A 14,034-nucleotide genomic window follows, 5' to 3' on the forward strand; every position below is an offset into this window, starting at 1 on the left:
ACCCGCCATGCAGATCCGCACCTCCTTCCCGTACGAGACCACCCGCGAGGACGTCCGCATCCCGCTTCCGGACGGCACCCGCCTGTACGCGCGCATATGGCGGCCGGTGACCGAGGACCCCGTCCCCGCCCTGCTGGAGTACCTCCCCTACCGCCTCGGCGACTGGACCGCCCCGCGCGACGCCCAGCGGCACCCCTGGTACGCGGGCCACGGCTACGCCTCCGTACGGGTCGACATCCGCGGGCACGGCAACAGCGAGGGCATGCCGGGCGACGAGTACGACGCCACCGAGCTCGCGGACGGCGTCGAGGTCGTCCACTGGCTTGCCGCGCAGCCCTGGTGCAGCGGCGAGGTCGGCATGTTCGGCATCTCCTGGGGCGGTTTCAACAGCCTCCAGCTCGCCGCCCTCGCCCCCGAGCCGCTGAAGGCGGTCGTCACGGTCTGTTCCACCGACGACCGCTACGACAACGACGTGCACTACATGGGCGGCTCGGTCCTCGGCGTCGACATGAACGCCTGGGCCGCCACCATGCTCGCCTTCACCTGCCGCCCGCCGGACCCGGCACACCTCGGCGAGGAATGGCGCACGCTCTGGTTCAAGCGCCTCGAAACGCTCCAGCCCCCGATCCACACCTGGCTCGCCCACCAGACCCGCGACGCCTACTGGCGCCACGGCAGCGTCTGCGAGGACTACTCCGCCGTCCGCGCGGCGGTCCTCGCGGTCGGCGGCTGGCACGACCCCTACCGCGACACGGTCCTGCGCCTGGTCGAGCACCTGCCCGGCCCGGCAGCCGGCCTGATCGGCCCCTGGTCGCACCAGTACCCGGACCGCGGGCTGCCACCGGGCCCGGCCATCGGCTTCCTCCAGGAGACCCTGCGCTGGTGGGACCAGCACCTCAAGGGCGAGGAAACCGGCATCATGGCCGAGCCGAAACTCCGCTCGTGGATCAGCGCGTCGCATCCACCGGCAACCACCTACCCCGAGCTGCCCGGCCGCTGGGTGGCCGATCCCGCCTGGCCCTCACCACATGTCGCACCCATCTCGTACGCCCTGCCCGGCGCCCCCGTCGAGGTGAACTCCCCGATGCACACCGGCCTGGACGCGGGCCGCTTCTTCCCCTTCGGCAACGACGCCGACCTGCCCCCGGACCAGCGTGACGAGGACGCCAAGTCGGCCTGCTTCGACTTCCCCGTCCCGGAGGACGCGCCGGTCGAGATCCTCGGCCGCCCCCGCGTGCGCCTGCGCCTGCGCTCCCACGCCCGGCGCGGCCAGGTCATCGCCCGCCTCTGCGACGTCGCACCGGACGGTTCCGCCACCCTCGTCACCCGCGGCGCGCTCAACCTCTCCGCCCGCCACGGCCGTGAGCACGCCGAACCCTGGGCCGAAGACGCGGTGGAGGACGTGGAGTTCGAGCTCAACGCCATCGGCCACACCTTCCCGCCCGGCCACCGCATCCGCCTCGCCGTGTCCTCCGCGTACTGGCCGTGGATCTGGCCCCAGCCGGGCAGCGCGGGCTTCTCCCTGCACTCCGACGGCAGCACCCTGGAACTCCCGGTCCGCACACCGACCACCGACGCGATCACCTTCGCCGAGCCCGAACAGTCCGCCCCCCTGGGCGTCACCTCCCCCGAGCCGGAACAACAGCGCCCGGAGCGCCGTGCCGTACGCGACGTCGCCGCCGGCACCTGGCGCCTGGAAGTCGACCCGCGCTACGGCGGCACCCGCGTCTACCCCGACGGCCTGGAGTTCACCGAGGACGCCCTGGAGACCTACACCGTCCACGAAAGCGACCCGCTCTCCGCCCGCACCCGCTCGGACTGGACGATCCGCCTGCACCGGCCCGCCCTCGGCTGGGACGTGACGATCCAGACCCGCTCGGAGATCGGCGCCGACGCCGAGGACTTCGTCACCTCGAACGAGGTGACCTGCCGGGAAGGCGACGAGATCGTCTTCCACCGGACCTGGGACACCCGCATCCCCCGTACCGCGGGGTGACCGCCGGAGGGGCATCAGCGCGTGGGGGAGTGCCGCCGGAGGATGCCCCGGGCCGGCTGCGGCCGGGGCACCGCGGCCGGGTTTCCGCGCGGGCGGCCGCTCACGTCGCCGCGCGGGCCGCCCGGATGAACGACGCGATCAGCTCCGGGTCCTTCACTCCCCGTTGCCGCTCCACCCCGCTGGAGACGTCCACGCCCCACGGGGCGGTGACACGGACCGCTTCCGCGACGTTCTCCACGGTCAGTCCACCGGCCAGCAGCCAGCGCCCGCCGGGCGGTTCGAAATCCGGGGAGGACCAGTCCCAGGGCCTGCCCTCGCCGGGGGCGGGAGCGTCGAGCAGCAGGAGATCCTCACCGAGTTCACCGGCCTGATGCCGCTGTCCCTGCGCGGCGACCGCGCGAATGAGCGTCCGCCCCGGCCGGCGCAGAGCCGGGTAGTACTCGCTGCCCTCGTCACCGTGGAGCTGGACGGCCCGAACGCCGCCGGCCTCGGCAAGGGCGCGCACCTCGGCCACGGACTGCCCCCGGAAGACACCCACGGTCAGCACATCGTCCGGCACGGCCCGCGCCAAGTCCCGCGCGGTGACGGCATCGACGCGGCGCGGGCTCTCGGTGAGGACGAAACCCACCGCGTCGGCACCGGCCCGCACGGCGGCCTCCACATCCGGTGCCGTGCGCAGACCACAGATCTTGATGAACAGGGGTGCGCTCACCGGCCGCCTCGCCCGCCCCGGCCCGCGGCGACCAGTCCGGCCACCGTGCGGGCCGTGTCCTTGCCGGTCACCGCGGCTTCACCGACCAGGACCGCGTCGGCTCCGGCCGCCGCGTAGGCACGCACGTCCTGCGGGTCCCGCACACCGGACTCGGCTACTTTCAGGGCCGATTCGGGCAGCAAGGGCGCCACGCGGGCGAAGGCGCCCCGGTCCACCTCGAGCGTCTTCAGATCGCGGGCGTTCACACCGATCATCCGGGCCCCGAGGGCGGCCGCCCGTGCGGCTTCCTCCTCGTTGTGGACCTCGACCAGCGCCGTCATGCCGAGATCCGTGGTGAGCCGGTAGAGCTCGGCGAGATGCTCGTCGGTCAACGCCGCCACGATCAGCAGAACCATGTCGGCTCCGCACGCGCGTGCCTCCCACAGCTGGTACGAGGAGACGATGAAGTCCTTGCGCAGCACGGGAACATCGACGGCGCCCCGCACCGCGGCCAGGTCCGCCAGCGAGCCCTGGAAGCGCCGCCCCTCGGTCAGCACGCTGATCGCCGCTGCCCCGCCCTGCACGTACTCGGATGCCAGGAGGGCGGGAGCGGGGATGTCGGCGAGCTGTCCCTTCGAAGGGCTCGCACGCTTCACCTCGCAGATCACCGCCACGTCGGGCCCGGTCCACGAGGAGAGCACATCGCGGGGAGCGGGGAGCCGTTCGGCCTCCTCCCGCACCACGAACAGGGGCTTGGCCTCCTGCCGCAGTTGAGCGTCCTGCCTCGCCCCTGCCACCAACTCGTCGAGCCATGTCACAAGCCATCATCCTTAACTCTGTCCATCGGCGTACGCCGGGGCAGATGATCTGCGAGGCCCACCGGCCCCGCGGCGGTTTCCCACCTCGTTGTCAACAATGAGCAGCGCTCGTTCGAAGTGGCGCCGATGCATGCGTCGGCGTCACTTCCACAGCGACTCACCTCAGATTGTCGCGGGCCCAGGCCGACAGCGCCTTGGCACAGTCGTCGACGGACTCCCGCCACGTTCGGGCAGCGTCCTCCCCGGCCTCGTCGCTGACGTGCTTGACGAGCCGTATGGGGACATCGAGCTTCCGCGCGACAGCTGCCAAGGCATAGCCTTCCATGTCGACCAGATCCGCGTGTACGGCAAGCTGTTCACGTGCAGCTTTGTCGGAGACGAAACTGTCTCCAGTGGCCAGGACGGGGCCGCTGTCGCACACCTGAAGCGGCGCCCCGTACGTCTGGCCGGTGAGCAAGTAGAGGAATGCCGTATGGAGATCGTGCTGAATCGCACGGCTCACTTCGTGGGTTCCCCGCAGACCGTCCCGAAGGGCGCCCGCGGTACCGAGATTGACCACGACGGAGGGCAGGGACCCGCGGCCGAGGACAGCCGCGAGCGCGGAAGCGGCATTGACCTTGCCCATGCCGGTGAGCAGCACGGGCATGGACCTGTCGAGGTGGGCCGCCTCCTCCTCCACGGCCAGCACGAGCAAGGGACAGTCAGGCTCAATTGCACCATTCAGTCGCATATACCCAGGCTAGGACAGTGATCGACTGTCTCCATGACCGAAGGTTGATCGAGGCCGACCGGATGGAGACTGCACAGCGACGGCTGGAGCAGAATCTTCCGGATTCCTGCGCGAAAGGTAAACGTGGGAGGGGACGGCCCACAACGGAGAGCTTGAGTATCCGTGTGATGTGGTTGTTCGCAAGGACACCGGTGGGTACCGCTACCGGATCTCCCGCGGATCGTCGGGCAGCGCGGGAGGCAGTTCGAGTGTCACCGTGAGGCCGCCTCCCGGGTCGGGAGTGGCGGTGATCTTGCCGTTGTGAGCCTGGGCGATGGCTCGGACGATGGACAGGCCCAGACCCTCGCCCCGATCACTGCGCCGGTCCCGGCCCCCACCGCGCCGGAAGGGCTCGAACAGCCCCTCCACCTCAGCCCGCTCGACAACCGGACCGGTATTGGAGACGGTCAGCCGCGCCGGACCCACGTGCACACGGACGTCGCCGCCCGGCACGTTGTACAGGACGGCGTTGCGCAACAGATTGGCGACCAGCCGGCCGATCATGACCCGGTCGCCGTGCACCGGACACGGGCCGCCTTCGACGGCCGTGCGCACGGTGTGTTCACGGGCGGGGGCCCGGACGGCGGCGAGCTCCTCGTCGACGACCTCACGCAGATCGAAGGTCTCGTATCTCTCGATGCCCCGCTCCCCGCGAGCGAGGGTCAGCAGACCGTCGATGATCCGCTCGCTGCGCCGGTTGGCCGCCAGCAGACCTTCGCGGACCTCCTCGAGCTCTTCCGGGCTCGGGTCCTCCAGACCGATCTGGATGGCGGCGCGCTGACCCGCGAGGGGAGTGCGCAATTCATGGGAGGCGTTGGCGATGAAACGCTGCTGACTCTCGAAGGACGCCTCAAGGCGGGAGAGCAACGCGTCAAAGGTGTCGGCGAGTTCCTTGAGCTCGTCGCTCGGGCCCTCCAGAGCAATGCGCTCGTGCAGGTTCTGCTGCGAGATGCGGCGGGCCCTGGCGGTCATGGAGTGGACGGGCCGCAGCACCCGGCCGGCCGTCCACCAGCCGACGACGACCGCGAGGACGGCGCTGATCAGCAGCGCCAGAGCCGACCAGACGAGGACCTGATGGGAAGCGGCCGCACTGAGGTCCTCGGTGAGCGAGATCACCCCGTGATCGCCGCCCGGTGCCGGATGGCTCCCCGTACCCGTCCCCGGAGAGACATGGGGGGAGGCACCGGGGACAGAACCGGACGGGGACGGGACGACTGTGACGCTACCGGCCAGACGGCGGGCGGAGGCCCGGGTCCCGGCGCGGGAGAGCACGTACACGAGCCCCAGCAGCAGGGCCCCGAGCGCCACGAACACCGCACCGAAAACAAGGGCGATACGGCTGCGGACCGTACATCCGCGCAGTCGCTGCACCGGCCGGAACGGACTCACAGGCGGTAGCCGGCGCCGTGGACGGTGGTGATGAGCGGTGGGTCGCCGAGTTTGGCGCGCAGCTTGCTCATGGTCACCTGAACCGCTGTGGTGAACGGGTCGGTGTGCTCGTCCCACGCCTGACTCAGAAGGTCCTCCGTGCTGACCGGTGCCCCCTGGGCAGTGAGGAGGATGCGCAGGACCGCGAACTCCTTCGGCGTGAGCTTCAACGGGCGGCCGTCACGGGTGGCGGTGTGGCCTATGGTGTCGAGGGCGATCCCGCCACGGTGCAGGACGGGAGGCGTCATCGGCGTGCTGCGGCGGCTCAGGGCCTTGACCCGCGCGATCAGCTCGGGGTACTCGAAGGGCTTGGCCAGATAGTCGTCGGCCCCGAGGTTGAGCCCGTGCACCAGCTCCTGCATGCCGGACGCGGCGGTGAGCATCAGAATGCGGGTGCGCGTTCCGGACGCGGCCAGCCGGGCCGCGACCTCGTCGCCGTGCGTACCGGGAAGGTCCCGGTCCAGCAGCAGGACGTCGTAGTCGCCCACCCCCAGGCTGAACAGGGCGGCATCTCCGTCGTGGACGGTGTCCACGACGAAACCGTGCCGGGTCAGCCCGCGAGTGATCATGTCGGCCGTCATCGGGTCGTCCTCGGCCACGAGAACGCGCATCGTCGGTTCCTCTTTCATCGTGTGCTTCCTCCATGCTGCCCGCGGGGCGGATCTACGTCGCGGCGAGTGCCGCCGTCGGCGCGAGGCGGGCCGCTCGTACCGCCGGATAGAGACCGGCCACCCCGCCGATGGCGAGGGTCGCGCCCATTCCTCCGGCCATCACCCAGAGCGGCACCACTGTGGGCCAGCCCTGGGAAAGCGCGTAGCCGGCTGTCACACCGGAGCCGATGACCACTCCCGCTCCGCCGCCCAGCGCGGACAGCAGCAGTGATTCGGTGAGGAACTGCGCGCACACCTGACTCTGGGTGGCACCGAGCGAGCGGCGCAGACCCACTTCGCCGCGCCGTTCCAGCACGGAGATGACCATGGTGTTGGCCACCCCGATGCCGCCCACGAGCAGAGCGACCGAACCGAGTCCGACGAGCAGCCCGGTGAACGCCTTGTCGCCGGCCTGCTGGGCGGCGAGCGCGTCGGAGGGACGGGAGACCGCCACCACGCTGGGATCCTCCGGGTTCGCGGTGGCGGCGAGCAACGAGCGCACCGCTTCCACCTCGGCCTTGACCGCCCGGGTGTAGATGGTGGTCGGGTGCCCGTCGAAGCCCAGATTCTCCTTCGCGCTCTCCCAGGCGACCAGGGCGGCCGTGTCGAGCTCGGGCGCGAGCGGTGCGGGTGCCAGGATGCCGGCGACGGTGAACCACTGACCGCCCGACCAGACCTGCTCCCCGGGCTGGGTGATGCCGAGGCGCTTCGCGGTCTCGGCTCCCAGGACGGTGGTGGGGAACTTCGCCGTGGCATCGTTGAACCAGGTGCCGCGGGCGATGTCCGCGCCGACGGCTTCCAGCAGGTCCGGTCGTGCCGCGAAGGCGCCGATGCCCCCGGACTGCTCGGAGGGGATCCTGTCGTTGCGGTAGGTCTTCACACCGTCGATCTTGCCGATGGCGGACGCGGCCTCCACGTCCCCGATGCGGCGGATCATGTCGGTGGCCTCCATGGGCAGCCTGACGTTCTTACCGTCCATGCCCTGGCCCGGCGAGGTGGTCAGCAGATTCGTGCCGAGCGCGTCCAAGGTGCGGTCCAGTTCGGCCCGGCTGGAGCTGGAGATGCCGACCGTGGCCACCATCGCGGCGATGCCGATGGCGATGCCCAGCGCGGACAGGAAGACCCGTACCGGACGGGTGCGCAGTCCGAAGCCGCCGACGCGCACGACATCCCGGGGCGCGAGACGCGAGGGGATCAGCATGCCCCCTCCACCCGGTCCGCGGGGGCTGCCGAGTCGTAGCGCACGCGGCCGTCGAGCATGGTGACCTGCCGTGGCAGGCTCTCGGCGATGTCCTGGTCGTGGGTGATCACGAGGATGGTCGTGCCCGCCGCGTTGAGTTCGCGCAACAGCTCCATGACGGCCTTTCCGGATGTGGAGTCCAGGGCGCCGGTCGGTTCGTCGGCGAGGAGGAGGGCCGGCTCGCCGACCACGGCACGGGCGATGGCGACGCGCTGTTTCTGACCTCCGGACAGCTCGCCGGGCCGGTGGTCCAGCCGGTCGCCCAGCCCCACGCGGTCCAGTACGGCTGCCGCGCGCTCGCGTCGTTCGTGCAGGCCGACGCCGTTGTACAGCAGCCCGTCGGCGACGTTGTCGAGGGCGCTGACGCCTTCGGCCAGATGGAAGTTCTGGAAGATGAAGCCGATGCTCTGGGCCCGCAATGCCGACAACTGCCGGTCCGACAGACTCGCGATGTCGTGGCCGTCGATGGCCACCCGGCCGGAGGTGGGCCGGTCCAGTGTCCCGATGACATTCAGCATGGTCGACTTCCCGGACCCGGAAGGGCCGACGATCGCCGCCAACTCGCCTCGGCGCACCGTCAGATCGACACCCGCGAGCGCGACGACCCCGGGGTACTCGCGCGTCGCTCCCTTGAGCTCGACGACGGGAATGGCCGTCCTCACGCCGGTACCGTCACCTTCATGCCGGGGCGCAGCTCCGTGCCCCTCACCTCGACCTGCCCATTGCTGAACATGCCGAGCTCGACGGGCACGGTGCGGGTGGTCCCGCCTTCGGTGACCTCCAGGCCGTACCCGCCGCCGGTGCGTGCCACGAGAGCGGTGACCGGGACGTGGAAGACGCCCTTGCGGACCTCGCTGGTGAAGTTCACGTCGACGGTGGCGTTCTGGAGGTTCCCCAGCGCCTTCTGGTCCTTGATGGCGATGGACACCTTGATCTCTGTCTTCTTCTTGTCGCCGCTCCCGGGCGTACCGCCGCCGCCCTGGCCGTCGGACGCGTCGGACGACACCGTCTCGGCACCGGTGATCCGGCCCTTGACGGACGTGCCACTGGGCAGGACGAGATCCACGCTGTCGCCCTTGCGAGCCAGCTTCTGGTCGGAGAGCGGCAGCACGGCGGTGGCCGAACGCTCCTTGCCCGTATAGGTCAGGATCGCCTCAGCCGCCGGGCTGCCCTTCTGCGCCTTGAGCTCTCCGACGCGGATCGTGCCGGGGACGAAGACAACGAGACCCTTCTCGACCGACCCGGTCACCTTCAGGCCCCGGCCCTTCTGCCAGGCATTCACCGCCGCGGTCGTCTCCCAGGTGTAGGCGTCACCGTACGGCGACGTGTAACCGAGCGCCCGCAGGTTCTCGTTCAGCTGTTTGACGTCCGGGCCCTCGTCGCCCTGCTTCAGGTCCCGGTACATCGGCGTGTCCCCGTACAGGGCGGTCACCGGGCGGTTGTCCACTTTGTAGAGGGTCTCTCCGCGCGTGATCGTGTCACCGGACTTCGGCAGCCAGGTCACCGTGCCCTGAAGGGCACCACGCAGCGAGGTCGGGCTCCCGTGCGCCAAGCTTCCGGGCGCGGTCTTGGTGGCCGCCAGGTCCCCCTTGGTCACCGGGGCGGTGGCGGGCGGTGTGTTCCGCCCGCCTGTCGCTCCGTCGCCGCCACCTACGGAGAAGACCATGGTGGCCCCGATGGTGCCCAGGACCACGGCGGCCCCCACACCGGCCGCTATCCGGCCTCTGCGACGAGGCTTGCGCTGTTCCTCACTCATCGGCGTCACTTCTGGTTCAGGTCCTGCTGCTGGAAGCTCTTCAGCTTGTCCTGGCACTTGGCGTCGGCGTCCTTGTAGCGCTGGGTGTCCTGCGAGCCGTCCTGCGGGGCGACGAGGGTGCCGTTCTCATCCGGGTCGGGGAAGTTCGCGACCCCGTTCTTCCGCATACACGCCGAATAACCGCGCAGCTCGGACGCCCATGTCTTCTTCTGGGAGTCCGAGACCTGGCCCTGCGGGGAGAACTTCTGGCACTTCTTCGTAGCGGCTTCCGCCTTCGACTCGTCCGTGCCACTCGGTATGGCCTGCGGCCCGCCGGGCTTGGGGTCCTCAACCGGCACCCCCGCCTCACGCATGCACGACGCCCACTTGAGCTCTTTGCTCTGCTCGCCGTCGCCGGCCTTGTCCTGCGTGTCGGCGCCGCCACATGCGGTGAGCAGCAGTGCCGCTGCCAGCGTGCCCGCTGACGCGAATCGTGCGCGCACTCCGGTCTTCCGGATCATGTCGTCTTCCCTCGGATCGGGGGACGGCTTTCTGCCGCCTTCGTCCCTTCCAGGAGTACAGGCCCGGCCCTTTCGGCAACCTTTCGTTTCCGGACCACGCTGAGCGACACGGAAAAGACTCGGGTGACCGACCTGCCCGCCGTACGGGGCACGCTCAGGGGAAGGGCGGGGACGCAGACACGGGTGACGGTCCGCACCGTGCGGTGACCCGGACCGTAAACGCCGTTCGCCCAGGTCCGGGCCACCGCTGGGGGGTGACCGTCCCGGCCGCGTGAGGAGGCACTCGCGCGGCCGGGACAGTCCAGCACGCTGGGGACCGACACACCGCCGAACGCGCCGGGTCCACTGCTCGGTCTCCGACCAGCAGTGGGCCACGCGGGAACGCTACGGGCGCCGCGGCCGTCGATGTGTCAACCAAAGTAGGTGAGGGAAGTCGCAAGTTGACACCCGGGCAGCGGTTCTCGCTTTATCGGCGTCTCGTTCCCGTCCTCCTTCAATTCTCGCCGTGTGACTGTTCCATGACACCACTTCACATTCCGGCCCGCGTGTGTTTGCCTCGAATTGGCGACCGTTTGCCAGGGCATCGACGACCTCGTGAAGTGAACGGCAGGCAGCGACGAGAGACGAGGGCGCGGATTTATGAAATCACCCGAGAAGCGGGAGGATCGCTTCGTCCTGACAGCAGTGGCGGCCGGCGTGGTCATAAGCATATTCGGAGTGTTCTCCCTCGCCGCTCAGGGCGAAGCCGACGGGAGCCCGGATCGAGACGACAAGGCCACGCAGAGCGCCAGTTCCCCGACTCCAGGGATCGACCCCGAGATAAGCCGTGAGTCCGAGGACGATGGGAAGTTCGTCAACCTCACTCTTGACGACGGACCGGACCCGACCTGGACTCCCAAGGCCCTGGATCTGCTGGAGAAGCACGACGTCAAGGCGACATTCTGTGTGACGGGCCCCAACGCCCGATCGCACCCGGATCTGGTGAAGCGGATCGTGGCCGAAGGTCACCGGCTCTGCAATCACTCCGTGAGCCACGACGTCACCATGGACCAGCAGGATTTCTCCTACCAGTCACAGGAGATCCTGGATGCGAAGGACATGATCGACCGGGCATCCGGCGGCGCGAAGATCTGGTACTACCGTGCCCCCGGCGGCGCCTTCACACCCGAGAGCCGGAAGCTCGCCGCGGAAAACGGCATGCGGCCGCTCGGGTGGAATATCGACCCAGGTGATTACCGGCGGCCCGGCGCCCAACCCATTCTCAAGAAGATCAAGAACCAATTGTCGATGGGGCCCACCATTCTGCTCCACGACGGTGGCGGGGACCGCGCACAGACCTTGGAGGCCCTGGAGGAACTGCTCCCGTGGCTGAAGGGGCAGGGCTACGGATTCAGCTTCCCGAAGGCGTGATCCGGCATGAGTGCCGCGCGAAGTCTTCAGGAGGCCCAGCGGAGGAGCGCGGCCCGGGTTGCGGGCCCATAGGTTCCGTATGTGTCGTCCTTGACCTCGTCGGCGACCGCGGCCCACGTCTGGAATCTACGGACCGATTCCTCGGTCTGGTCGTCGAAGTGCCCGTACCGATGGCCGTGGTAAAAGCCCAGCTGATAAAGCAGGTGCTGCATGGCCGCCACGGCGGGGCCGCTGTCCCCCTGTCTCAGTACGCCGATGGTGTCCGGGGACGAGGGAGCCGGCGAGGGCGTCGGGCGGGTGCTCTCGCGCGGCTTGTCCGTGGAGGACGGAGCGGTGGGCCGCAGAGTGCTCGCGCCGGTGCCGGATCCCGATTCCGCGGCATCGGTCGGTTCGGTGCCCTCCTTGCCGGGAGCCCTTGTGCGACCAGGCGCCGGACGGGTGGAGGCGGGGCTTGCCTGCTCGTGTGTGCTCCGGTCGCCGTGTGCCGTCCCGCTCTCCTCGCCGTCGGGCAGGTCCGGGCGTTGCTTGCTCTGAGGGGAGAGGCCGGAAGCGGACGAGCGGTCGAGTCCGCTGATCGCCCCGACGACGAGGAGGGGGATGGCCAGCGTGCCCAAAGCGGCGAGCATCACGATGCGTCGCCCGCTCAGCAGCAATGGCCGCCGGTGCGAAGCGGGTTCCGGCACCGTGCGGCAGGGTGGCACGACCGGCTCGGATGCCGACGTGTCGTTGTCGGGCGGCGTGTGCCGCTCGTGATTGCTCATGAGGCGTAGCTCCCGTCTCACTCCGCCGAGGCGACGGGGGCGAGCCGGCGGTGGCGCGAGGTGACCGCGACGGCGCCACGGCAAGTGATCGCCCCGGGACAGCGATATCTTCCGCCGTGCGGAGACGGATCTCATGTCCCCGATCGGCCCGGGAAGGAAACGAAGGATGACCGTGAGGTCAACCATCGTCCATGGACGAATCCACTTCGGTGCCGGCGGAACGGGTGCTCCCGACCCGTAGGCTCCAGCCATGTGGTGTTCGAAGCGGGGCCTGAGCAGCCGATGACCGACGCCGTGGTGGAGATGGGTCTGCGGGCTCGTCTCGTCACGGATACGGGACACGGGTCCACTGCGGACATGCGCCTTCAGTACCGGAGGACCGCACCGTACGAGGTTGGCGTGGAAGTCCTCAGCGGCGGTGAGATCTGCTGCCGGGCGATTTTCGCTCGTGAACTGTTGACGTACGGCATCTCCCAGGACGTGGGGAAGAGCACCGTTCGGATTCGTCGCGGCGCGGGGGTCAATGAAAAAACGCGCCTCGGGATGGCAGGAGGGTTCGTACGGGAGAGGGGCACGTCCCTGGCACCGGTCGCCGAAACCCACTCCCTGATCGGATTCCTGGGGCATACCTATCGGCTCGTTCCCCCGGGGACGGAGGGAATGGATTTCGTTGAGGAGCTGGCCGACCTGCTGGCCAGCCGGTGACACCGAACCATCCGTGACACGGTCGCATTGCCCTCGAAACCCCCATGGCGGCTGGACCGCGGAACACGGTGAAGCGCCGGTCCTGCATTCCCGCGTGCGGGGATATCCAGGTGCACGTCGAACCCCATAGGAAAGATCAACTGTGCGGAGGATTCCCCAGGTTACCCCGGTGGCCCCGGGAGCCGACCGGCCAGGTGATCACTGCTGTTCGGGTATCCTCCCGAGAGCGGCAGTACCGGCCGTCGCGCGAGGTCTCCGTCCCTTTGCCTCGGCTGCCCGGCTTGCTTGCCCAGATTTTCTGCCGTGCCCACGTTTTGCGAGAACTCCGGTCGACATCATGGAGACCTCCGCGATCTTCCTCGTCAGGCCCTGGAAGTTGCTCGGAACAATGGCATAAGATTTTGTCGTGTCTCATCTGACGGTGTGTTTGGTCAGCTGAATTTGGCTGGCCCCGGGACGGATGTCCGGGGCGTCGCCTCTGTCGCAGTGAAGGAAACGCCGTGCCGATCCGCGTTCTGATTGTTGATGACCAGAGTCTGATCCGTTCCGGGCTGCGCTCGGTGCTGGAGGCGGACGAGGGTATCGAGGTCGTCGCCGAGGCGGCCGACGGCGCGGAAGCCGTCAGCGCCACGCGGGAACACCGGCCCGATGTCGTCATCATGGACCTCCGCATGCCGCACATCGGAGGAGTGGAGGCCACGCTGCAGCTGATGCGGTTCGAGGACGTCCCCCGGGTGCTGGCCCTGACCACCTTCAACACCGACGACCTGGTGATCGAGGCGCTCAAGGCGGGGGCGGCGGGGTTCTTGTTGAAGGACCTCAGGTCGGAGGAGCTGATCGCCGCGGTACGGACGGTGGCCGCCGGCGGCACCGTGCTCTCACTGGAGATCATGACCAAGCTGGTCGACAGGGCCAGGGCGCGGATGCCGACCGGCTCCAGCGGACTGCGGGAGAAGATCGACTCCCTCACCGACAGCGAGCGCGAGGTCCTGGCCCTCATCGGCGCGGGCTACACCAACCAGAAGATCGCCGAGACGCTCCACCTCTCCCTCGCCAGCGTCAAGACCTATGCCTCCCGCATGCTCGCCCGCCTCGGACTCGACAACCGCACCCAGGCCGCCATCCTCGCCTACGAAGCTGGTCTCGTGGACACCGACCGCACCCCCAACACAAAACGGTGACCGCTTCTCCCGCAGGACAGTCAACTTTTTCCGCCGACCGGTCAACCTCGGTTTGAGAATTCACCATTTGTTCATGCTCAGGCGGGTTGCTCCAGTGCGAATACTGGGAGCGCATCTCCCCTGAAAGAA

The 14,034-nt window shown here is 69.1% G+C and carries 14 protein-coding genes; 4 read left to right on the forward strand and 10 right to left on the reverse strand.

Annotation, left to right across the window (positions count from 1 at the left end):
• Window positions 1-7: 7 nt before the first annotated feature.
• Entirely contained in the window at window positions 8-1,996 is a 1,989-nt protein-coding gene (locus tag ACLJWH_RS02510) for a CocE/NonD family hydrolase (RefSeq protein ID WP_411139857.1), read from the forward strand.
• Window positions 1,997-2,096: 100 nt separating this feature from the next.
• Here the strand turns inward: ACLJWH_RS02510 and ACLJWH_RS02515 are convergent, their stop codons facing one another.
• The 9 genes from ACLJWH_RS02515 to ACLJWH_RS02555 form a co-directional block, all read right to left on the reverse strand.
• Window positions 2,097-2,708, reverse strand: coding sequence for a phosphoribosylanthranilate isomerase (locus ACLJWH_RS02515; RefSeq protein ID WP_411139858.1), 612 nt, complete (start codon window positions 2,706-2,708; stop codon window positions 2,097-2,099).
• The gene (gene trpC, locus ACLJWH_RS02520; RefSeq protein ID WP_411139859.1) at window positions 2,705-3,505 is read right to left on the reverse strand and encodes an indole-3-glycerol phosphate synthase TrpC; all 801 of its coding nucleotides are present in this window, start codon (window positions 3,503-3,505) and stop codon (window positions 2,705-2,707) included. The genes ACLJWH_RS02515 and trpC overlap by 4 nt, the downstream gene beginning before the upstream one ends.
• 157 nt (window positions 3,506-3,662) lie before the next feature.
• Window positions 3,663-4,235: a nucleosidase gene (locus ACLJWH_RS02525; protein ID WP_411139860.1), complete on the reverse strand. Its 573-nt coding sequence runs from the start codon at window positions 4,233-4,235 to the stop codon at window positions 3,663-3,665.
• A 201-nt stretch (window positions 4,236-4,436) separates the two neighbouring features.
• Window positions 4,437-5,645 (reverse strand): sensor histidine kinase, encoded by a 1,209-nt coding sequence (locus ACLJWH_RS02530; RefSeq protein WP_411139861.1) that lies wholly within the window; start codon window positions 5,643-5,645, stop codon window positions 4,437-4,439.
• A gap of 14 nt (window positions 5,646-5,659) precedes the next feature.
• Window positions 5,660-6,313: a response regulator transcription factor gene (locus tag ACLJWH_RS02535; RefSeq protein WP_411139911.1), complete on the reverse strand. Its 654-nt coding sequence runs from the start codon at window positions 6,311-6,313 to the stop codon at window positions 5,660-5,662.
• A gap of 52 nt (window positions 6,314-6,365) precedes the next feature.
• Window positions 6,366-7,553, reverse strand: coding sequence for an ABC transporter permease (locus ACLJWH_RS02540; protein WP_411139862.1), 1,188 nt, complete (start codon window positions 7,551-7,553; stop codon window positions 6,366-6,368).
• Complete coding sequence (locus ACLJWH_RS02545) at window positions 7,547-8,254, reverse strand: ABC transporter ATP-binding protein (protein ID WP_411139863.1); 708 nt, start codon at window positions 8,252-8,254, stop codon at window positions 7,547-7,549. Before ACLJWH_RS02545 ends, ACLJWH_RS02540 begins: the two co-directional genes overlap by 7 nt.
• Window positions 8,251-9,348: a peptidoglycan-binding protein gene (locus ACLJWH_RS02550; RefSeq protein WP_411139864.1), complete on the reverse strand. Its 1,098-nt coding sequence runs from the start codon at window positions 9,346-9,348 to the stop codon at window positions 8,251-8,253. The genes ACLJWH_RS02545 and ACLJWH_RS02550 overlap by 4 nt, the downstream gene beginning before the upstream one ends.
• Window positions 9,349-9,353: 5 nt before the next feature.
• Complete coding sequence (locus ACLJWH_RS02555; protein WP_411139865.1) at window positions 9,354-9,848, reverse strand: hypothetical protein; 495 nt, start codon at window positions 9,846-9,848, stop codon at window positions 9,354-9,356.
• 639 nt (window positions 9,849-10,487) lie between these two features.
• Between ACLJWH_RS02555 and ACLJWH_RS02560 the strand changes: the two genes are divergently transcribed.
• On the forward strand, window positions 10,488-11,258 hold the full coding sequence (locus tag ACLJWH_RS02560; RefSeq protein ID WP_411139866.1) for a polysaccharide deacetylase family protein: 771 nt from the start codon (window positions 10,488-10,490) through the stop codon (window positions 11,256-11,258).
• A 26-nt stretch (window positions 11,259-11,284) separates the two neighbouring features.
• Here the strand turns inward: ACLJWH_RS02560 and ACLJWH_RS02565 are convergent, their stop codons facing one another.
• Window positions 11,285-12,019, reverse strand: a complete 735-nt coding sequence (locus ACLJWH_RS02565) for a peptidoglycan-binding domain-containing protein (protein WP_411139867.1) — start codon at window positions 12,017-12,019, stop codon at window positions 11,285-11,287.
• Between the two features lie 252 nt (window positions 12,020-12,271).
• Between ACLJWH_RS02565 and ACLJWH_RS02570 the strand changes: the two genes are divergently transcribed.
• Entirely contained in the window at window positions 12,272-12,724 is a 453-nt protein-coding gene (locus ACLJWH_RS02570) for an SsgA family sporulation/cell division regulator (protein ID WP_411139868.1), read from the forward strand.
• Between the two features lie 500 nt (window positions 12,725-13,224).
• Complete coding sequence (locus tag ACLJWH_RS02575) at window positions 13,225-13,905, forward strand: response regulator (protein ID WP_411139869.1); 681 nt, start codon at window positions 13,225-13,227, stop codon at window positions 13,903-13,905.
• Window positions 13,906-14,034 lie beyond the last annotated feature (129 nt).

This window comes from Streptomyces sp. x-80, from assembly GCF_046549095.1.
Lineage (GTDB): Bacteria > Actinomycetota > Actinomycetes > Streptomycetales > Streptomycetaceae > Streptomyces > Streptomyces celluloflavus.

Excerpts from the sequence above, each read along its gene's own strand:
- ACLJWH_RS02560 (WP_411139866.1), top strand. The coding sequence starts at position 10,488 with ATGAAATCACCCGAGAAGCGGGAGGATCGCTTCGTCCTGACAGCAGTG.
- ACLJWH_RS02510 (WP_411139857.1), top strand. The coding sequence starts at position 8 with ATGCAGATCCGCACCTCCTTCCCGTACGAGACCACCCGCGAGGACGTC.
- ACLJWH_RS02535 (WP_411139911.1), bottom strand. The coding sequence starts at position 6,313 with ATGCGCGTTCTCGTGGCCGAGGACGACCCGATGACGGCCGACATGATC.
- ACLJWH_RS02550 (WP_411139864.1), bottom strand. The coding sequence starts at position 9,348 with ATGAGTGAGGAACAGCGCAAGCCTCGTCGCAGAGGCCGGATAGCGGCC.
- ACLJWH_RS02565 (WP_411139867.1), bottom strand. The coding sequence starts at position 12,019 with ATGAGCAATCACGAGCGGCACACGCCGCCCGACAACGACACGTCGGCA.
- ACLJWH_RS02555 (WP_411139865.1), bottom strand. The coding sequence starts at position 9,848 with ATGATCCGGAAGACCGGAGTGCGCGCACGATTCGCGTCAGCGGGCACG.
- ACLJWH_RS02540 (WP_411139862.1), bottom strand. The coding sequence starts at position 7,553 with ATGCTGATCCCCTCGCGTCTCGCGCCCCGGGATGTCGTGCGCGTCGGC.
- ACLJWH_RS02525 (WP_411139860.1), bottom strand. The coding sequence starts at position 4,235 with ATGCGACTGAATGGTGCAATTGAGCCTGACTGTCCCTTGCTCGTGCTG.